This window comes from Thiocystis violacea, assembly GCF_016583565.1.
GTDB lineage: Bacteria > Pseudomonadota > Gammaproteobacteria > Chromatiales > Chromatiaceae > Thiorhodococcus > Thiorhodococcus violaceus_A.
Genome location: NZ_NRRF01000005.1, coordinates 142,803 through 162,824, shown reverse-complemented (window position 1 = coordinate 162,824; position 20,022 = coordinate 142,803). Strand labels below are relative to the sequence as shown.

Sequence of the window (20,022 nt, the reverse complement as noted above, 5' to 3'; positions counted from 1 at the left end):
GAACACCGCCATCCGAGTCCGTGACACTCGGCGGCTCGCGAGCCGGGCTGGAAAGGCTCCCCGCCTTTTTCAAGGGGAGAAAACCGATGGCCCATCCGTTCGCAGCACTGATCGACGCGCACACGCAGACGATTTCAGTCGCCCAGGTCAACCATCTGCCCATCGTCGCTGATTTCGCGCGGCGTTTGGGCCTGGTGGACATCGTCAACCGACTGGTCCCGGTCGGGATGGACGTCGAGCCGGGGATGATCGTCTTGGGAATGGTCCTCGATACCCTGTCGGGACGATCACCCCTGTATCACTTGGAACGTGCCTTCGGCGATGGCGAGCGAGCCGTGCTGTTCGGCGAGTCGCTCCCCGCTGGCTATTTCAGTGACGACAATGTCGGGCGGATGCTCGATTGCCTGTTCGAGGCGGGCACGCAACAACTCTTCTCAGCGTTGTCGGTCGCCGCCATGGAGCGGTTCGCGTTGACGACCAAGCACGTGCACTTCGATACGACGTCAGTGACTGTCTTCGGCGAGTACCCCAACGCTGGCGAGGAACCTGCGCCGTTCAAGATCACGCATGGCTACAGCAAAGATCACCGCCCGGATCTCAAGCAATTTGTGCTGTCGCTGCTGTGTGTTGACGGGGATGTTCCGATTGTCGGTAAGCGCGAAGACGGCAACGCCTCGGACAAGAAGATCAACCACTGCGTGCTCGGCGAGGTGGCCCGCCACATGAAGGCGCACGGCGTGGCCGAAGAGGCCTTTATCTACGTCGCCGACTCGGCCATGGTGACTGAGGAGAACCTGGCGCGGGCCGGGCGGTTCATCACGCGCTTGCCGGCGACCTACAGCGCATGCGAGCGCGCCATCCTTGAGGCGATCGATGCGGATCACTGGACCGAGGTGGGTCGCATCGCCCGCACGCCCCCGACCAAGCATCGCCCTGGGGCGACCTACCGCGTGTCTGAGCGATCAGTCGAGCTCTATGGAACCTCATACCGGGCGATCGTCGTGCATTCCAGTGCGCATGATCAGCGGCGCCAGAAACGCCTGGACCGGGAACTGGCCGCTTCGCTCAAGGCGATCACCACGCAGGCCAAGGCCTGCGAGCGCAAAACACTGTTCTGCCAGGCCGATGCCGAGGCTGCCGCCGAGGAGGCGATGGCACAGCCCACGGCCTATCATCGTCTGCAGGTGCGCGTCGTCGAACGCCCGCGCTACGCCCGCGGGCGTCCCAAGCGCACTGCCGCGCGCACGCCCATCGCCATTGAATATGGGCTCGCCGCCGAGATGCTGGAGGATGAAACGGCCATCGAGCGGCGCCGCAAGATGGCCGGCTGCTTTGTGTTGTTGAGCAATGTGGCCGGCGACGGTACCGATGGTTACAGCGCCGAGCAGATCCTCAGAACCTACAAGGAGCAATACGCGATCGAGCGAAATTTCAGCTTTCTCAAGGACGATCAGATCGTCAATGCCTTATTCCTCAAACGCCCCGAGCGCATTGAGGCGCTTGGCCTGATCCTGCTCATCTCGCTGCTCATCTGGCGCCTCATGGAACAGGTCATGCGTCGCGAACTGGAGGCCGCCGAGACGACCGTGCCCGGCTGGGACGAGAAGCCAACCGGTCGTCCGAGTGCGTATATGCTCACGTGGAAGTTTCGCGGCGTGATGGTGATTTGCATTGGTCAGACACGTCGGTTATATCAACCATTGTCCCCCACCCAGCAGGCGTTCTTACGCGCGCTCAAGGTACCAGAGGAGCACTTTATCCACCCATCCCCGTGCTGCTGAATCGATGCCGCTGAAAAATACGACATCGGTGCTGTCACGGGGTGCGGAATGTCCGTTCCAACCGTCCTGGCGCTACCCCCAAGTCGCTCCTTGAGCGATCTCGCCTTGCCCGCGCGCCGCCAGCCTGCTCCGATCGCCACAAAGCTGTCATTCGGCCGAGAGGCTGCTCAGCAAGCGAGACGTGCTTCGGGTTTTTTTTCGGGCGCTTCGCCTAATCTTTCTCTTCGGTTTGACGGTTCTCGTCAGCAAGACAATGAGAGCGGGATACATATGAAGCGACTTCTTCTCTTTATCCCACTGATCGCGCTTCCTGGTCTGGCACAGTCTTGGGCTGTACCGGATTTTGACGGTGCGACTCTGGGCGACACACCCTTATTTCTCTATGCGACGCTCATCTGGGCCTTGGTCGGGGTGACTGGCGGTGTCTTTGCCGGGCGGATGCGTGGATTCAATGCCGCTGTCGGGGCGATCGGGGGGCTGTTCCTCGGCCCCTTGTCGCTCCTGTTGTTCTTCGTGCCCGCACGGACTCCCGCGCTGGAGGCGCCGCTGAGCTGTCCCGTCTGCGCGAGGCGCATCGCTCCAGGTCAGGCCCTCTGTGGTGGCTGCGGTTGGGATCCCAAAAAGCCGTCCGTCACTGTGGAGCCATCGCCGGTGGCGCCTTCCCGAAAAGAGGCTTCGGCCCCGAAGAAGCAGGCCGTGAGGTCACAACCACGGCTGGAGGTGCCTCAGGATCTCAGCTCTGAGTTCGCCCAATATTCCGAGATGTTGCGGCGAAGCCTGCCTGGTGCGCTGGATCGGCCGGTGTTGATCGACTACACCGAGAAGTTCGCGCAGGTGGTCGAGGACGACGCGATTCGGTGCAGCAACCCGAGGTGCAAGCGGTTGCTGCCACCGCCCTATCATCTCTGCCCGCATTGTGGGACGGAGCAGGCTGAGACTCAGGTGAGGGCCGCGGGGCATCTGGCCTGAGAGCGCGTGCGGTGTCGTGGTCGGCTCGAAAAAGCATGTGTCCCTGGCCGTCGCCGTGATGGCTGGGGTGCACCTGCGGATTGCAGCATGTCAACGGGTCGCGAGGCCCTTGGTCCTTGGCTGCGCGCCTCTACCTGGCCCTCCAGGTGGAGCGCGCTCGCCTTTGCTCAGGCCATCTTGCGCAGTTCATATTCCAGGATGCCCTCGGCCCCCGCGGCGCGCAGCTTTGGGATGAGGTCACGCACCACGGCTGCGTCGACGATGGTCTCCACCGCGAGCCAATGTCGATCGTAGAGGTGGCTGACGGTCGGGGCATGCAGGCTGGGCAGCAGCTCGACGACCGCATCCAGATGCTCCGCCGGGACATTGCATTTGAGCGCGACCTTGCTGCGTGCCGTCAGGGCTGCCTGCAGCATGAGCGCGATCTGCTCGATCCGTGCCCTGCGCGCAGGATCTCGCATGGCGCTGTGGTTGGCGATCAGGCGGGTCTCAGTGACCAGCAGCTCCTCGACGATGCGCAAGCCGTGGGCGCGAATGGTGCTGCCTGTCTCGGTGATTTCGACGACGGCATCCACCAGACCCTCGACCGCCTTGGCTTCCGTCGCGCCCCAGGAGAACTCCACTTCGGCATCGACGCCACGCTCGGCGAGGTAGCGGCGGGTGAAGCCGACCAGCTCGGTCGCCACCTTGCGGTGCTGCAGATCCTTGACCGAGCGGATGGGCGAGTCTTCCGGAACCACCAGGACCCAACGGCTCGGCCGGTTCGACGATTTGGAATAGGTCAGGGTGCAGATCTGTTCGACCTCGGCCTGGGTTTCCAGGATCCAATCCAGGCCCGTGAGCCCAAGATCCAGGGTTCCGCGCTCGACATAGCGCGCCATCTCCTGCGCGCGCAGCAGTGAGCACTGGATATCGGGATCGTCGATGTCCGGGTAGTAATTGCGCGAGTGCGGCGTGATGCGCCAGCCGGCCTGGGCGAAGAGGTCGATGGTGGCATCCTGCAGGCTCCCCTTGGGGATTCCGAGCTTGAGCAGAGGCATGGGAGGCTCCGATACGCGGCTGTTGTTGCAGTGTGTGGAGTTGTTGCAGTGTGTGGAGTTGTTGCAGTGTGTGGAGAGTATCCTCCATTCCTGAGCGAGGCGTCTCGCCCGAGGCGCCGGGTCGCGCTTCCCTCGCGCTGGCGCGCCCTGCCATGGGGCGGCGCCGATCGCCAAGCGGTTGCGTCGCGGCCTGCTGTCTTGCGACGCCCGGCACGGATCGGCCAGCAGAACTGGGAAATGCTTCACGGCGTGATCGGCGGAAAACCGCGAACGTATGACGTTGAGAGACTCTCATAACAGGGACAGGTGCGTGGTGGAGCATCCGGATAACATCAAGCGTGCCGTGCACCTGGCGTTGAGGAGCGAGGTGGGTGAGCTGCCGCCCGCGCCGGCGGCGGCCGTCAAGCTCCTGAGTCTGACCCGCGGGGAGGACACGGAAGTCTCTTCCATCTCCCGTGTGATCGAGACGGAGCCTGCGTTGGCGGCGAAGGTTCTGCAGATCGTCAATTCCGCCTTCTACGGCTTTCCGAGCCGCATCACCTCCATTCATCGCGCGGTCACGCTGCTGGGTTTCTCGGCCGTGCGCCAGGTCGCGCTGCAGGTGCTCTTTTACGAGGGTCTGGTCAAGCGAGGGGGTAAGGGCGCCTTCGACCGGCTGCATTTTTGGCAGCACAGCCTGCTGGTCGCCATCCTCAGTCGCGGGATCGGGGCGCGGCTCGGCCATCCCGATCCGGATTCGCTCTATGCGGCGGGTCTGCTGCACGATTTGGGCAAGATCATCCTGGAGTCGCATGGGCGCGTGCGCTATAGCGACTTCCTCGCCGCTTCCTCCAACAGCATGCATTCCATTCGCGACAACGAGCGCACCTACTTCGGCGTGACGCACGATGCCGTCGGTGCGGTGATCTGCGAGAGCTGGGGGCTGCCGGAGCTGGTCTGCCGGGTCCAGGCCCTGCACCATCGCTCGATCGCCGAGGCCAAGCTGCCGCACGAGGAGGCGCGGGAGGTCGCGATCGTCTCATTGGCGGACTTCATCGCCTGGACTCAAGGCATCGGCTCGGTCGAGATGCCCAATAGCCCGAGCATCTCGCGCGAGGCCCTGTCCCTGGTGCCTCTGGAGCAGCTCGGTCTGCCGGAGCTGTTCGAGCAGGCGGACCGCGAGATCACCGAGATCGGGACCTTCTATGGCCTTGAGTTTCCCTCATCGCCCGAGCTGAGGGCGAACATGATCGCAACGGCCATCGCGCTCTGCCAGGGCGAGCCTGGGCCGCAGACCACGGCCGCCGGCAACGCGCACTCCAGCTATACGGCGCCCCATCAGAGCCTGAATCCGGACGAATTCATTCCGCAGACGCTGGAGGCATTGCGGCGTGAGCTTGGCGTCGGACGACTGCTCATGATGCAAGTCGAGCGCCGGCGCCGCAGCCTGGTCGCCACGCATGCACTGCCGCCGATGCCGGCATTCTCGCCGAGCGCGCCGCTGGAAATGACCATCACCTCACTCTCGGGCGACCTGGTCCGCTGTCTGCGCGAGCGCCGACCCGTGCTGGTGCGAGAGGCGATCGAGAACGAGAAGATCCTCTCCGCGCTGGGGGTGTGCGAGGCGGCGGCCGTGCCCGTGATGTGCCATGGCCGGCTTTTGGGCGTGCTCTGGGTGAGTCCAAAGGAGGCGGGCCAGCCGTTGGAGATCGCTCCGCTGTCCGAGGTGATGCGCGTTGCGGGTGAGCTCGGTATCGCGATCGAGCGCAGCCGGGCCTTCGAACGCGAGCGCGCCAAGGCGGAGGTCGATGCCCTGACGCGGCTCAGCAACCGCAGTGCGATCGATCGCTTCCTCGCACAAGCCTTCCGCCAGGGCAAGGAGGCCCATCGCCGGTTCGCCGTGGGCTTGGCGGATATCGATCACTTCAAACGATTCAATGACACCTTCGGTCACCAGACGGGCGACGACGTGCTCAGGATCGTCGCCGACACCATGCGCAGCCTCACGCGACCGACCGATTTCCTCGGGCGTTACGGTGGAGAGGAGTTCCTCTTCGTGCTCATGGATTCCAATGGAGAAGGCGCCCGCATCTATGCCGAGCGCATCCGGCGCCACATCGAGCAACGGGGCCAGATCCTGGGAGAGCGCTTTCCCGGCCATCCCCTGACCGTCAGCATCGGCCTCGCGCTCCACGAGGACCAGGATGAGGATCCGGCGCAGATCGTCGGCGCGGCGGACGCGGCACTCTATCGCGCCAAGGCGGCGGGCCGGAACCGCATCGAGGTCGCTTGGGCCGGTTGAGGCGCCAGCAGTCAGCCTCTGCGCGGCCGTGAACTGGCGGTCCGAGGAGCAGTCCTGGCGGGTTTGGGTTTCGCCGGCTAGAACGCGCCGAGCTCCGGGGTGTCAACGTCAGTGAATCGAATGCCGAGTTGGCACTGTTGTCCGGATGTATCCGGCTTCGTCCAGACCACGGAGCCGACGCGGGAGGTGATCCGCGTCCAGCCCTCCTCTCTGCACTCCATGGTCAGGAGCAGCTTGGAACGCACCGGGTAGTCATGGTCCGCGATGAGCCGGATGCCGCTTGCGCTGACATCCTGCGAGAGGCAGTAGTGACTGCAGGCATCGCTGTCGGTCAGGGGTGCATCGACGGTTTGGATCTGCACCTCGCAGCTGTCCGTCCTGCGAGAATGGCGGCGGCGATTGATCGTGCGGGTCGCTTGAGTCGGTTGATGCATCAGGGTGTTCCCTTGGTGGCCGAGCAATGCGTTGTGCGAAAGACGGGGGCGCATACCTCGGTTTTTCTCGCCCATGCGGATTGGCCGTCACGCCAGGTCGATCGGCGTTCACTCTCTCGCCGATCCGATGCCCCGAGCGCCGCAGGCCGCAATTGGCATGGTGCCGCGCCTTGAGCATTCGGTCATTTCCGGTAATGCGTCTCAGGCGTGCGCCCGAGCTGCATTATAGGGATGAATTTAGATCCAATTTCGTAAAGACACCAATTGGCCGTTGATGAGCAGCAAGGGCTGTGCCGAGACGCGCTCATGGCCTTCTGACGATGTCCCTCGACGCATCACGCCGAGCGGCGCCTCAGATCCTCGGATTTGACGCGCAGCGCGATGAGAATCCCTGCATAGACCGCTGCCCCCGCCAGAATCCATCCACCGAGGGCGAGGATCCGCTCGCCCGTGCCCATGGCGATCCAACTCGCCGCCGTTCCCGTCCCGGTCAGGAGCAGTGCCCCCATGGCCGCGCTCGCCGCCAGACCCTTGATGAGCAGGGGGCGCCAGCCGGGCTCCGGTCGGTAGATGCCCTGCACCAGCAGGCCGCGCAGCAGGAGGCCGGCGTTGAGGGCGGCGGCCATGGATGTCGCGAGCGCGAGACCGGCGTGGCCCATGGGGAGCATGAGCAGCAGATTGCAGGCCAGGCCGACGCCGAGCGCGATGATGGCGAACCGCACGGGTCTGCCGATATCCTGCCTGGCGTAATAGCCGGGCGCCAGCACCTTGATGGCCATGAAGGCGGCGACGCCGGGGGCGTAGGCCATGAGGCTCCAGGCGGCCATCTGCACGTCTCGGGAGGCGAACTCGCCCGAGTAGAAGAGGGTGGCCATCAACGGTCGGGACAGGGCGAGCAGGCCGATGGCCGCCGGCGCGCCGAGCAGCAGCACCCAGCGCAGCGCCCAGTCGAGCGTGCGGGAGAAGTCGGCGGTCGCACGCCCGAGATGCTGGCTCGACAGCTCGGGCATGATGACGGTCCCGAGCGCGACCGCCAGGATGCCCAGGGGAAACTCCATGAGCCGATCCGAGTAATAGAGCCAGGAAATACTGCCCGTCTGGAGGAAGGAGGCGAGCAGCGTGTCCAGCAGCAGACTGATCTGTCCCACCGAGACGCCGAGGATGGCCGGTCCCATCAGCATGATCAGGCGGCGGATGCCAGGGTCGGCGAGGTTCAGACGGGGGCGGGGCAGCAGCCCCAACTGCTGGAGAAAGGGCAGCTGGAAGGCGAGTTGCGCGATCCCGGCGATCAGCACGCCCCAGGCGAGGGCCAGGATGGGCGCGTCGAACCGGGGTGCCAACCAGATGGCGCACGCGATCAAGCTCAGATTCAGGATGACGGGCGTGAAGGCCGGCACGCCGAAACGCTCATGGGTGTTGAGGATGCCGCCCGCGAAGGCGGTGAGCGTGACGAAGAGGACGTAGGGAAAGGTGAGCCGCAGCATGGCGGTCGCCATCTCGAATTGCGAGGCATCGCTCACGAAGCCAGGCGCGAAGAGCAGCACGAGCGCCGGCGCCGCCAAGACGCCGACGGCGGTCGTCAGCAGCAGCATGACCCCGAGGGCACCCGCCAACTCGTCGACGAAGGACTTGAGGGCCGGTGTCCCGCGTGCCTTGTGCTCGGTGAGCACCGGCACCAGGGCCATCGAGAAGACGCCTTCGGCGAAGAGCCGGCGTGCGAAGTTCGGGATCTTGAAGGCGACGAAGAAGGCGTCGGTTGCCGCATCCGCTCCGAAGATGCGGGCGATGACAAGGTCCCGGGTGAAACCCAGGATCCGCGATAGCAGGTTGTTGCCGCCAATCTTCGTGATGGATGCGAGCAGTGATGCCACGGCAAGGGTTGCTCCGAGCGCAAAAGGGTGCTGATTATAGGGGGCGACCGAAGCAATCCCCTAAGGTGCGCGACGCAAAAACGGAGCGCGTGAGTGCCTTTAATTGGTTGACGCGAGCGCAAAAGTGCTCAATAATACCTGACTTAATTTTTGACCTTGAACCGTTCAGCCGGATTTTCAGGAGACCCACTTGGCTAACTCACCTCAAGCACGTAAGCGCGCCCGTCAAGCAGAAGTCTGCCGTCAGCGAAATACGGCGCAGCGGAGCACCTTGCGTACCTTTATCAAGAAGGTGATCAAGGCGATCCGGGCGCAGGATAAGGAAGCAGCTGTGCAGGCCTTCAAGGACGCCGTGCCGCGAATCGATCGTGCCGCTCGCAAGGGCCTGATCCATGCCAACAAGGCCGCGCGCCACAAGAGCCGCCTCAACGCGCACATCAAGGCGATGGGCTGAGTCTCGGCGGGCTCCATAAAAAACCGGCAAGTTGCCGGTTTTTTTGTGCCTGTTTTCCGCCCCTCGACTCGCTTAGGATGGCGCGAGCGGCCAACGCCCAAGCGTCGGTCTCCAGTCACACCAGGGCCCCCGCGAGACCATGTTCACACTCTCCCAGGTCTCCAAGCACTACCAGGACAAAGCTGCCCTCGCTGGGGTCGATCTCTCCATCGCGCCCGGTCGGACCACTGTCCTCATCGGTCCCTCGGGCTGCGGCAAATCGACCTTGCTGCGGCTCTTGATCGGGTTGGGCGAGCCCGATTCCGGGCAGCTCGACTTCGACGGTCAGCCTCTGCGGGCATCGACCCTCCCGGCCCAGCGCCTGCGCATGGGCTATGTCATTCAACAGGGCGGCCTCTTTCCTCACCTCAAGGCGGGTGAGAACGTGGTCTTGATGGCCCGGCATCTCGGCTGGTCGGACCAGCGCATTCAAGAGCGCTTGGATCTGCTGGCGCGATTGACCCATTTTCCGGCCGATGGGCTGGAGCGCTACCCGAACGAGCTGTCCGGTGGGCAGAACCAAAGGGTCGCCTTGATGCGGGCGCTCATGCTCGACCCCGAGGTACTGCTCCTCGACGAGCCGCTGGGCGCGCTCGATCCCATGATTCGTTTCGAGCTGCAGGAGGATCTCAAGGAGGTCTTTCAGGCGCTCGGCAAGACCGTGGTCCTCGTGACGCACGATCTCGCGGAGGCCACCTTCTTCGGTCATTCCATCGTCCTCATGCGTGCCGGGCGCATTCTGCAAATCGGCACGCTCGAGGAGATGGTGGCGGCCCCCGCGGAGCCTTTCGTCGAGCAATTCATTCGTGCCCAACGCAGCCATCTGTTGAATGGGGGAGGTGTCTGATGCGTCGCTGGCCGCTCGGGGTGCTGGTCCTGATCGTCTTCGGCCTGATGCTTGGCGGTTGCGCACGCAGCGAGGATGAGGTCGTGATCGGGAGCAAGAAGTTCACCGAAAGCGTCATCCTGGGCGAGATGCTGACGGCCCTGGCGCAGACGACTGGCCGGCCGGTGCTGCACCGGGCGTCGCTCGGCGGGACGCGGATCCTCTTCAATGCCCTGCAAGCCGGGGAGATCGATGCCTATGTCGAGTACACCGGGACGCTGAGCCACGAGATCATGGCGCGCGAGACAGCGGTCAGCCCGGCGGAGCTGCGTGCCTGGCTCGCGGACCGGGGCATCGCGCTCGTCGGCTCGCTCGGGTTCCAGAACAACTATGCCCTGGGAATGCCGGAGGCCGAGGCATCCGACCTGGCGATCCACACGCTGTCCGATCTCAAGGCTCACCCCGAGCTCAGGTTCAGGTTCGGCAGCGAGTTCATGGAGCGATCCGACGGCTGGCCGGGGTTGCGTGAGCGCTACGGTCTGCCACAGCAGGACGTGCGTGGTGTCGAGCACGAGCTGGCCTACCGCGCGTTGGGCGCGGGTGAGGCGGACGTCACCGAGCTCTACACCACGGACGCCGAGATCGCCTACTACGGCTTGCGCACGCTGGACGACGATCTGGGCTACTTCCCTCGCTACGATGCGGTGCTGCTCCTCAGGGCGGATCTTGGGCAACGCGCCCCGTCCGTGCGCGCGGCGCTCGAGCGCAGCCTTGGACTGATCGATGTCGGCGAGATGGTGGCGCTCAATGCGGCCGTGAAGATCGAGGGGGAGGGCGAGGCGCAGGCGGCGCGCGACTTCCTGCGGGTCAAGCTTGGCCTCGCATCCGAAGTGTCCAGCGATGGTCTGCTCGCGCGCCTAGCCCGGCACAGCCTGGAGCACCTGATGCTGGTCGGCGTCTCCCTGACCGCCGCCATCTGCGTGGCGGTTCCGCTGGGCGTGCTTGCCGCCTACCGGCGCCGCTTGGGTCAGGTCGTGCTATCGACGGTTGGAATTTTGCAGACGATCCCGGCGCTCGCCCTGTTGGTCTTCATGATCCCGCTGTTCGGCATTGGCGCCGGACCGGCACTGGTTGCGCTCTTTCTCTATAGCCTGCTTCCGATCGTGCGCAACACCCACGCCGGCATCACGGGGATCCCGGTGGCGCTGCGCGAATCTGCGCAAGCCTTGGGTCTGCCGGCAGCGGCGCGTCTGCGTCGGATCGAGCTGCCGCTTGCGCTTCCCATGATACTGGCCGGCATCAAGACGGCCGCGGTGATCAATGTCGGGGCGGCGACCCTCGGCGCCTTGGTGGGCGCCGGCGGCTATGGACAGCCGATCCTGACGGGGATTCGGCTCGACAACACCGCGCTCATTCTGGAGGGGGCCATCCCCTCGGCCCTGTTTGCGCTCGTCACCCAGTGGCTCTTCGAGCGTGCCGAGCGCGCCGTCGTGCCGCGCGGGATCCGTGGGCGATCCGGCTGAGTCGCGTCGGAATGCGCCTTAGCTCTGGGTGCTTCGCTCGACGCGACCTTGCCGGTAGGCCAGCGCCATCAGCAGGAGTCCGAAGAGCATCATCGGCAGTGACAGCAGTTGCCCCATGGTGAGCCAGTCGAAGGCGAGGTAGCCGATGTGGGCATCCGGCAGGCGGACGAATTCGACCAGGAAGCGGAAGGTTCCGTAACAGAGTAGGAACAGGCCAGAGACGGCCATGACGGGTCGCGGCTTGCTGGAAAAGGTCCAGAGGATGAGGAAGAGCACCAGACCCTCGAGTGTGGCCTCGTAGAGCTGGGAGGCATGCACGGGCGGGCTGTAGAGCGCTGTCGGCGCCTGGTCCAGACATTGCTGAGGGAGCTTTGCGCAGGGCAACTGCATTCCCCATGGCAGATCCGTGCGATGTCCCCAGAGCTCGCCATTGATGAAGTTGCCGAGGCGACCCGCCAGCAATCCGGGCGGCACCAGCGGCGCGAGGAAGTCGCCGACCTGGAAGAAGCGCAGGCCGTGCCGGCGCGCAAAGAGGTAGACGGCGGTGAGGACGCCGATCAGACCCCCGTGAAACGACATCCCGCCTTCCCAGACCTTGAGCAGATTCAGTGGGTTGTCCAGGATCTGGTCGAAACCGTAGAAGAGCATGTAGCCGAGCCGACCGCCGACGATGGTGCCGATGACGCCGTAGAAGATGAGGTCGTCCACCATCTCGCCGTTCCAGCCCGGGGTGCGGGCGGCGCGCCGGCGCCCCAGGGTCCAGGCGAGGGCGAAGCCGACGAGATACATGAGCCCGTACCAATGGACCTTGATGGGGCCAAGGGCGAGCGCGACGGGGTCGATATCTGGGTAGGTGAGCATGGGCGCGGATGGTATCACGGCGATATGACAGCGTTGAACGCGCGCGCGATGGCGGCGAAGTCCAGATCCGGCAGCTTTGGATAGAGGCGACCGTCCGGCTGGTCGGCCCAGCTCAGGCCCGGCGGTAGCGCGTCGCTTCGCGCGGCGCCGGGGCGCGGTGGCCCGGCCGCCTCGGATGGGTTGCTGAACGCGGCGACTCCCGTATAGCCGAAGAGGCCATAGGCAGCCTCGGCCCCAAAGGGGCCGGCCCGGTTGAGCATCGATCGGGCGGGCGTCAGCCCAGGCAAGGGAAGGTTCTGGACCGCCTTCTGAGGCTCGTCGAAGGCCTCGAAGGCGTGGATCTGGACCCCGGTCTCGCGCGACCAGGCGAACGCCTGCTCCAGGAAGGCGGTCGCGAGTGCGTCGTTGAAATAGGCCGCCAGAGTCGCGCGTCCGCGCGCTCCGATCCGCGAGCCGCCCGCCTCCAGCGCGCCGGCGACCTTGGCGAAGGGCGAGCCGGGCGGGATGGCCGTGTCGCCCTCGACATAGCCGGGGAGGTTGAAGGCGATGCCGCCGGTCGGATGACCGATCTCGCCGATCATCAGCTCGACCCGCTCGCCGCCTGGCAGGCCGCGGATGGCCTTGGTCAGCTGCCGCCATTGTTTGCTCAGCTCGCCCTGCTCGGCGTCGAAATAGAGATCCCAGCGGCCGGTCTGACGGGCCGCTTCGACGGCTTCTGGGCTGGGATAGCGATTCTCCATCAGGACATCGACGTCCGCGAGCAACTCGGCGACATCCTGGGTGAACTGCCGCGCGGCGCGGTCGCTCGACTGGGTATCGACCGCCAGAAAGCTGTTGCCGCGGACGCCGACCTTGAGGGCGAGTCCGGCGAAGTCCCCGCCTGGCGCCATCTGGGTCTTCGCGTAACGCACCATCTCGGCGATCTGCTGGGTTGGCGTCCGCTCGCCTTCGGCTGTCGCCGCGACCCGCGCGTATTCGTTCGAGATGACCAGGTGGGTCACTGTCCCCGGGTAGCGTGCGTTGGCGGCGCTCGCCTGAGCCAGGGCGGAGAGGATGCCGAAGCGCATGCGATCATTGACCAGCGAGCCCGCGACGGCGAGGTTGTCGACGCCGAGCTTGAGGGTCAGGAGTCGCTTGCCCGCCTGTGCGTTGATCTCCGCTGCCGCCAGTGCAATCTGGGCGTTGGCGTCGCCCGCGAAGAAGCCGGGATTGAGTTGAGCGCCGGCCTCGCCTTTGTCGGCGGCGGTGAAGAGCCTCTGGTGGACGGCGACGAGCTCCAGATCCTTGCCTGGCTGGCCGCGTGTCTCGACTTGGATCCCTTCCGGTGCCGGTCGCACGTAGGCGGCGGTCGGTGGGAAGTAGAAGTAGAGCTCCTCAATGCTGTGAGTCTCCGTGATCGGGGCCTCTCCCGCCGGGATGAACTTGACCGTGTTGCGCGACCAGACCGGCAGGGTCGCGTAGTCCGATCCATCGAGTGTGCGCCAGTAGCCGGTCTGAAAGCCCGTGCCATAGGTGGCGAGTGTCAGGGGCGCGCCGGCCGCCGCGCCGATCAAATACAGCAGTTGGCGATAGACCGATGCCTGGTTGTCGATGACCGTCGCGGGTAAGGCCGTGCGTGCCTCGAAGCGCCTGAAGTAGCTGTGGCTCCAGCGCTCCGGGCCGGCCCCGCGCAGGGCGTCCGGCTGACAGGCGAGTTCCCCGCGCGCCTGGATGGCCTGGACCTGTCCGCCCGCATCGAACCTGAGGTCGATTTCCTGGCGTCCGACCAGCAGCGAATGCGTCGGATCGTCCAGGTCGAAGCCCCCGGCGTAGGTGTTGAAGGAGGGCGTGTAGAAGCGCTCGGGTGCGTAGGGATTGTCGCCCTGCTGGCTCCACTGGCCGACATAGGGCTGATAGGCCAGGCCCAGGACGGGCGCCGCGTCAGCCGGGGCCAGCGCAGCGGCCAGGGCGCCGGCCCCAAGCAGCGCCGCGCGCCAGCGCCTTGCCCTGTCACGCGGCCACGAGGTCTGTCGGTTCCATGGGGTCTGTCCGTTCAGCGGTGTTCTCCGTTCTTCTTGGTCTTGTTCGGGTTGCGCAGCAGCACGTAGACAGCCCCAGTCCCACCGTCGCGTCGGGTCGCCGAGCAGAAGGCCAGGACCTGGTCATAGAGCCTCAGCCAGTAGTTGACCTTTTGCTTGAGGACGGGATGTCGTGTCGAGGAGCCGCGGCCCTTGCCGTGAATGATCCGGGCGCAGCGCACGCGGCGATGGGCGCACTCGGCGAGGAACTCGGCCAGGATGCGTTTGGCATGCTCGGCGTAGAGCCCGTGCAGGTCGACCTCCAGCCCGACCTCGAAGGCGCCGCGTTGCAAGTCGGCGATCACGCGATGCTGCAGCCCAGGGCGTGCGAACAGGAGGTAGTCGTGCGTCTCGACCTCGCTCTCGGACAGCGTGGTGGGCGCGTCTTCCAGTGGGTCCTCGAAGGGCTTGGGTCGCGGGACCGGGGGCGGTTTCGCGCGGAAGGGCTCAAGTCCCTCGAAGTCGAGCCGTTCGGCATCCTCGACCTGCTGTCGAAACAATTCCAGATCAGCTTCTTGGATGTCTTTCTTCATCGATCGTCTCTATCCAGGAGGTGCCGGAATCGTGGCGCTAGTGTAGCAGGGGAACCGAGCGGCGCGGTCGGGATGCCGGATCTCCTACCTTAGGTTATCATCCTGACCATTGGCCCCCTCCGCGGCGGAGCCGAGCCGCTGAGATCGCGCAGCGGGCGGTTTCGATTCCGCGAGGCGGGTCGCACGGCGCGATCCTCGGATCAGCCCCCCAGGCACAACCACCTTGCCCGAGACACCCATAGGGACAACGACGAATCGATGAAGATCCTGGTCAGCAACGACGATGGGTATCAATCAGCGGGCTTGATCACCCTCGTCGACGCGCTCCAGCGCCTGGGCGAGGTCTTGGTCGTGGCGCCGGAGCGTGATCGCAGTGGCGCCAGTAATTCTCTGACACTGCATGTGCCGCTGCGCGCGGAGCGCATGCCCAATGGCTTCATTCGGGTGGACGGGACGCCGACCGATTGCGTTCACCTCGCCTTGACGGGGCTCTCGGAGCTGGAGCCCGATATCGTCGTCGCCGGCATCAACCACGGCCCCAATCTGGGCGACGATGTCCTCTACTCGGGTACCGTGGCGGCCGCGACCGAAGGCCGTTTCCTGGGGCTGCCGTCCATCGCCGTGTCCATCGCGGCCCATGCGCCACGGCATCTGGAGACGGCCGCGGAGGTCGCCGTGCGGCTCGTCACCAAGCTGCGCGAAGATCCGCTGGAATCCAGCATCATTCTCAACGTCAATGTGCCGGATGTGCCGATCGATCAGCTCCGGGGCTTCGCGGCGACGCGTCTTGGTCACCGCCACAAGGCCGAGCCCGTGATCCGATCAGCCGATCCGCGCGGCCGGACGATCTATTGGGTGGGTCCGGCCGGACCTGAGCAGGATGCCGGCCCAGGAACCGATTTCGACGCGATCCGTCACGGCTTCGTGTCCATCACCCCCTTGCAGGTCGATTTGACGCGACATACCGCATTGGAGGCGCTCGGGTGCTGGCTAGAAACATGCAGCTGATGCCGGACGATCTCGACCCGGGCATCGGGATGACGTCCAGGCGCACGCGTGATCGCCTGATCCTGCGCTTGAAGGAGGCGGGCATCACCGCCCCCGAGGTCCTGGAGGCGATCCGCGGGCTGCCGCGGCATCTCTTCGTCGACGAGGCACTGGCCAGCCGTGCCTACGAGGATTCCGCCCTGCCGATCGGTCACGGGCAGACCATCTCCCAGCCCTACACGGTTGCGCGCATGACCGAGGCGCTGCTCGAGCACGCCCGCCCCGACACGGTGCTTGAGATCGGGACGGGCTCCGGCTTCCAGACGGCAGTGCTGGCCTCGCTGGTGCGGCGCGTCTATTCGGTCGAGCGCGTGCAGGAGCTGCTGGAGCGTGCCCAGAGCCGGCTGCGGTCGATGAAGAAACGCAATATCAGATTCCGTCATGGCGACGGTGCCCAGGGGTGGCGGGAGTACGCACCCTATCAGGGGATCATGGTGACCGCCGCGCCTCGCGGTGTCCCCAGGGCGCTCGCCGAGCAGTTGGCGCCTGGCGGTGTGATGGTGCTGCCGATGGGCGATGGAACCAAGCAGATGCTGGTGCGCCTGACGCGCCTGGAGCGGGGCTTCGCGCACGAAGTCCTGGAGACCGTCAGTTTCGTGCCTCTGCTCAACGGCATTTCGTGAGGATATGATGACTCTGGAACGGGTTCGGCGGGACCAGTCCAGGACCGATGCCGTGTTTCCCGATTCAAGATGACCTTGTTCCGAAAATTGCCGGCCCCAATCTCTCTCAGCGAAGCGCGCACACGCCTCTCCCATCTGCTATTGGCCATCGTATTCGGCAGTTTGATCCTGCCTGGCTGCTCGACGACGCATCCTGCTCCCATCTATGGCTGGAACTGGACGGGTCCGGCGCCCGAAGGCTATTACCTGGTGCAGAACGGCGACAGTCTGAGTCTGGTCGCCGAGCGCCATGGTGTCAGCATGCGCAAACTGGCGAGATGGAACAGGCTCCAACCACCCTATACCATCTATGCGGACACGCTGCTGAGAGTGGTGCCGCCCGATGGCAAGTATCCGCGGCCCGCGCGAGGGCAGGTCGCAGCCCAAGCCGCGAAACCGGCAGTGAGGACGACGGCCCCCAAGACGGCAAGCAAGACCGCCGCGCCCAAGGCGGCATCGCCTCGATCCGATGAGGGGCCGAGCAGCCGTCGCGGGCCGTCCGGCTTAGCCTGGGAATGGCCGCTTCGTGGAGCCTTGTTACAGGGCTTTCGCGCGGGGGATCGAACGCACCAGGGGATTCGTATCGCCGGGAGTGCGGGAGAGCAGGTGAGGGCGGCGGCCGACGGGGTGGTCGTCTACAGCGGAAGTGGACTCAAGGGATACGGGAATCTTATCATCGTCAAACATAACAATAAGTATCTGAGCGCCTACGGCTTCAATCGAAGGCTGCTGGCAAGCGAGGGCGACAGGGTCGAGGCCGGGCAGTCGATCGCTGAAGTTGGACAGGGGGCGGACGCGATCTATCTCCTCCATTTCGAGGTCCGGCGAGACGGAACGGCCGTCGACCCCATCCTCTATCTACCCGCGCGAAACGAGTTCCGGGCCGATCGGTCAACGGAGGGAGATGTAGATGCCATCCGCCAAAGAACGCGAGGCAAATAAGAATCCGTCCGATGTCGACAGTGAATCGCTGGTGATATCCGGTGATGATCTGGAGTCGATCGAGCCGGAAGAGGCAGAGGAGGCAGATGAGTGCCAGGACGACGCCGAAAGCTCGGCGGAGCCGGCCGTTCTCAGTGAGACCGTCGAGCGCTACAGCTCTGGCGAGAGCGATTTCGACGCCACCCGCCTCTACCTCAACGAAATCGGCGAGTCCAAGCTGCTGAGTGCGGAGGAAGAGGTCCACTTCGCGCGGCTCGCCCAAGCGGGAGACAACGCCGCCCGGCAGCGCATGATCGTCAGTAATCTGCGCCTGGTGGTGAAGATTGCGCGCCGCTATCTCAATCGTGGCCTCCCCCTGTTGGATCTGATCGAAGAGGGGAATCTCGGGCTGATTCGCGCGGTCGAGAAGTTCGATCCCGAGCGCGGCTTCCGTTTTTCTACCTATGCGACCTGGTGGATCCGTCAGACCATCGAGCGCGCCATCATGAATCAGACGCGCACCGTTCGGCTGCCGATCCATGTGGTCAAGGAAATCAACGTCTACCTGAAAGCCTCGCGTAAGCTCGCCCAGCGCTTGGATCATGAACCCACCAGCGAAGACATCGCGAGCCTGCTCGACAAGCCGATCGGTGATGTGAAGCGCATGCTAGGGCTCAACGAGCGCATCACCTCGGTCGATACGCCCTACAGCAAGGATGCGGACAAGCCGATGGTCGACATGCTGCAGGACGAGGCGGCGGCCGACCCCTCCGATCGCATTCAGGACACCAACATCCAGACCAACCTCGAGCACTGGCTCGGCAAGCTCAACGACAAGCAGCGCGAGGTCGTGGAGCGGCGCTTCGGCCTTCACGGCTACGAGAACTCGACCTTGGAAAGCGTTGCGCAAGAGCTTGGCGTGACGCGCGAGCGTGTGCGCCAGATCCAGATGGATGCCTTGCGGCGGCTCAGAGATATTCTGGAAAAGGAAGGGTTTTCAGTCGACTCCTTCTTCAAATAACCGCGCACTGCCTTCACGCCGGCCCCCACCGCGGGCAATCTGCTACCTTTGTTAAGGTTATTGGCGGCTCATTTACGCCCAAGCCTCTGAATGTGGCAAATGCCGCGTTCGGTTGTGCCATTTGCCCAATTTGGGTTGACTTTCCGTTCGCAATCTTTTGATATGTCCAGTGCGGCGCCCATGGATCGTGGCTACGTTCTCAGGCTGGAGTGCCTCATAACCTTTATGTTGTTTCCCAATCTTTATGGGAGGGTCTATGCAATCCAGTCTGGAGCAGAAGTACGACTTCGAGATCGTACGCTGGTTCACGATCATGGCCGTTGTCTACCTCGTGGTAGGCGCGACCGTTGGGGTTTACATCGCTTCGGAATTGGCTTGGCCATTCCTGAACTTCGATAGCCCTTATATCTCATTCGGGCGCCTGCGTCCGGTGCATACCAATGCGGTCATCTTCGCCTTCGGTGGCTGCACCCTCATGGCGACTGCCTTCTATACGGTCCAGCGTACCTGTGGCGTGAGGCTTTGGAGCGAGAAGATGGCTCGCTTCACGTTCTGGGGCTGGAACGCCGTCATCGTGCTCGCCGTGCTCACCCTCCCATTCGGTCTCACTCAATCGAAGGAATATGCCGAGCTGGAATGGCCGATCGACATTCTCATTGCGGTCGTCTGGCTCTCGTTCACCATCAATTTCCTGATGACGATTTCGATACGCAAGACCTCGCACATCTATGTGTCGAATTGGTTCTTCCTCGGCATGATGGTGATGATCGTCTATTTGCACGTCGTCAATAGCCTGGCCATCCCGGTCGGCCTCTTCAAATCCTACTCCATCTTCTCGGGTGTGCAGGACGCCATGATCCAATGGTGGTGGGGGCACAATGCGGTCGGCTTCTATCTGACGGCGGGCTTCCTCGGCATCATGTATTACTTCGTGCCCAAGCAGGCGGGCCGGCCCATCTATTCCTACCGTCTCTCGGTCATCCACTTCTGGGCCTTGATGTTCGGCTATGTCTGGCTGGGCGCCCATCACCTCCAATACACCGCCTTGCCCGATTGGACCGGCTCGCTGGGCGCGGCCGTGTCCATCGCGATGATCATCCCCTCCTGGGGCGGCGCGGTGAACGGCATGATGACCCTCTCGGGCGCCTGGGATCGCCTGCGTACCGACTATGTGCTGCGTTTCCTCATCATCGCGCTGGCCTTCTACGCCATGTCGACCTTCGAGGGACCGGTGATGGCACTCAAGACCGTCAACGCCCTGTCTCACTATACCGACTGGACCATCGGTCATGTGCATTCAGGCGCCCTGGGCTGGGTCGCGGGCATCTCGATCGGGGCCATCTACCACCTGATGACGCGCCTCTACCACACGGAGATGTTCTCGATCCGTTTGATCAACTTCCATTTCTGGACGGCGACCATCGGTACCGTCATCTACATCGTCGCCATGTGGGTCTCCGGCATCATGCAGGGCCTGATGTGGCGTGCCTATGACGAGTACGGCACCTTAGCCTACACCTTCGTCGAGTCGGTCGACGCGATGCATCCCTACTACGCCATGCGTGCGATCGGCGGGATGACCTTCCTGCTCGGTGCTGTCGTGATGCTCTTCAACGTACTCATGACCGTCCGTAAATCCGTTGTCTCGGGCAGCCTGGCCAAGGCCCGCGCTGTTCCGGCTGTCGCCTGAGGGTAGGGGAGA

Annotated in this window: 17 protein-coding genes; 11 read left to right on the top strand and 6 right to left on the bottom strand. The window is 64.3% G+C overall.

Features of this window, described 5'->3' with window-relative positions; genetic code table 11:
- Both CKO23_RS03775 and CKO23_RS03770 read left to right on the top strand, forming a co-directional pair.
- Window positions 1–1,781: IS1634 family transposase (locus tag CKO23_RS03775; protein ID WP_200328414.1), on the top strand; the 1,781-nt coding region annotated here is incomplete at its 5' end.
- Window positions 1,782–1,871: 90 nt separating this feature from the next.
- On the top strand, window positions 1,872–2,750 hold the full coding sequence (locus CKO23_RS03770) for a hypothetical protein (RefSeq protein WP_200328413.1): 879 nt from the start codon (window positions 1,872–1,874) through the stop codon (window positions 2,748–2,750).
- 167 nt (window positions 2,751–2,917) lie between these two features.
- Here the strand turns inward: CKO23_RS03770 and hisG are convergent, their stop codons facing one another.
- Window positions 2,918–3,790, bottom strand: coding sequence for an ATP phosphoribosyltransferase (gene hisG, locus CKO23_RS03765; protein WP_200328412.1), 873 nt, complete (start codon window positions 3,788–3,790; stop codon window positions 2,918–2,920).
- A 313-nt stretch (window positions 3,791–4,103) separates the two neighbouring features.
- Between hisG and CKO23_RS03760 the strand changes: the two genes are divergently transcribed.
- Window positions 4,104–6,071, top strand: coding sequence for an HDOD domain-containing protein (locus tag CKO23_RS03760; RefSeq protein WP_200328411.1), 1,968 nt, complete (start codon window positions 4,104–4,106; stop codon window positions 6,069–6,071).
- Between the two features lie 77 nt (window positions 6,072–6,148).
- Here the strand turns inward: CKO23_RS03760 and CKO23_RS03755 are convergent, their stop codons facing one another.
- Window positions 6,149–6,505, bottom strand: a complete 357-nt coding sequence (locus tag CKO23_RS03755) for a PilZ domain-containing protein (RefSeq protein ID WP_242482192.1) — start codon at window positions 6,503–6,505, stop codon at window positions 6,149–6,151.
- 335 nt (window positions 6,506–6,840) lie between these two features.
- On the bottom strand, window positions 6,841–8,376 hold the full coding sequence (gene murJ, locus CKO23_RS03750; protein WP_200328409.1) for a murein biosynthesis integral membrane protein MurJ: 1,536 nt from the start codon (window positions 8,374–8,376) through the stop codon (window positions 6,841–6,843).
- A gap of 190 nt (window positions 8,377–8,566) precedes the next feature.
- Here murJ and rpsT point away from each other — a divergent pair, with 190 nt between their 5' ends.
- The 3 genes from rpsT (at window position 8,567) to CKO23_RS03735 (ending at window position 11,218) form a co-directional block, all read left to right on the top strand.
- Complete coding sequence (gene rpsT, locus CKO23_RS03745) at window positions 8,567–8,830, top strand: 30S ribosomal protein S20 (RefSeq protein ID WP_200328408.1); 264 nt, start codon at window positions 8,567–8,569, stop codon at window positions 8,828–8,830.
- Window positions 8,831–8,969: 139 nt separating this feature from the next.
- On the top strand, window positions 8,970–9,716 hold the full coding sequence (locus CKO23_RS03740; RefSeq protein ID WP_200328407.1) for an ATP-binding cassette domain-containing protein: 747 nt from the start codon (window positions 8,970–8,972) through the stop codon (window positions 9,714–9,716).
- A complete protein-coding gene (locus CKO23_RS03735; RefSeq protein WP_200328406.1) occupies window positions 9,716–11,218 on the top strand; it encodes an ABC transporter permease/substrate-binding protein in 1,503 nt (500 codons plus the stop codon). The genes CKO23_RS03740 and CKO23_RS03735 overlap by 1 nt, the downstream gene beginning before the upstream one ends.
- Window positions 11,219–11,236: 18 nt before the next feature.
- Here the strand turns inward: CKO23_RS03735 and lgt are convergent, their stop codons facing one another.
- The 3 genes from lgt to CKO23_RS03720 form a co-directional block, all read right to left on the bottom strand.
- Window positions 11,237–12,079 carry a prolipoprotein diacylglyceryl transferase gene (lgt, locus tag CKO23_RS03730; RefSeq protein ID WP_200328405.1) on the bottom strand — a complete coding sequence of 281 codons (843 nt, stop codon included), beginning with the start codon at window positions 12,077–12,079 and terminating at the stop codon, window positions 11,237–11,239.
- A 14-nt stretch (window positions 12,080–12,093) separates the two neighbouring features.
- Window positions 12,094–13,632: a hypothetical protein gene (locus tag CKO23_RS03725; protein WP_200328404.1), complete on the bottom strand. Its 1,539-nt coding sequence runs from the start codon at window positions 13,630–13,632 to the stop codon at window positions 12,094–12,096.
- Window positions 13,633–14,111: 479 nt separating this feature from the next.
- Window positions 14,112–14,669, bottom strand: a complete 558-nt coding sequence (locus CKO23_RS03720; protein ID WP_200328403.1) for a Smr/MutS family protein — start codon at window positions 14,667–14,669, stop codon at window positions 14,112–14,114.
- 258 nt (window positions 14,670–14,927) lie between these two features.
- Here CKO23_RS03720 and surE point away from each other — a divergent pair, with 258 nt between their 5' ends.
- From surE to ccoN, 5 genes are all read left to right on the top strand, one after another.
- Window positions 14,928–15,677 carry a 5'/3'-nucleotidase SurE gene (gene surE / locus CKO23_RS03715; protein ID WP_200328402.1) on the top strand — a complete coding sequence of 250 codons (750 nt, stop codon included), beginning with the start codon at window positions 14,928–14,930 and terminating at the stop codon, window positions 15,675–15,677.
- Entirely contained in the window at window positions 15,668–16,339 is a 672-nt protein-coding gene (locus tag CKO23_RS03710) for a protein-L-isoaspartate(D-aspartate) O-methyltransferase (protein ID WP_200328426.1), read from the top strand. Before surE ends, CKO23_RS03710 begins: the two co-directional genes overlap by 10 nt.
- A gap of 141 nt (window positions 16,340–16,480) precedes the next feature.
- Window positions 16,481–17,320 (top strand): peptidoglycan DD-metalloendopeptidase family protein, encoded by an 840-nt coding sequence (locus CKO23_RS03705; RefSeq protein ID WP_242482191.1) that lies wholly within the window; start codon window positions 16,481–16,483, stop codon window positions 17,318–17,320.
- On the top strand, window positions 17,289–18,320 hold the full coding sequence (gene rpoS / locus CKO23_RS03700; protein ID WP_200328400.1) for an RNA polymerase sigma factor RpoS: 1,032 nt from the start codon (window positions 17,289–17,291) through the stop codon (window positions 18,318–18,320). The genes CKO23_RS03705 and rpoS overlap by 32 nt, the downstream gene beginning before the upstream one ends.
- Before the next feature lie 256 nt (window positions 18,321–18,576).
- Window positions 18,577–20,010, top strand: coding sequence for a cytochrome-c oxidase, cbb3-type subunit I (ccoN, locus tag CKO23_RS03695; RefSeq protein ID WP_200328399.1), 1,434 nt, complete (start codon window positions 18,577–18,579; stop codon window positions 20,008–20,010).
- Window positions 20,011–20,022: the final 12 nt, after the last annotated feature.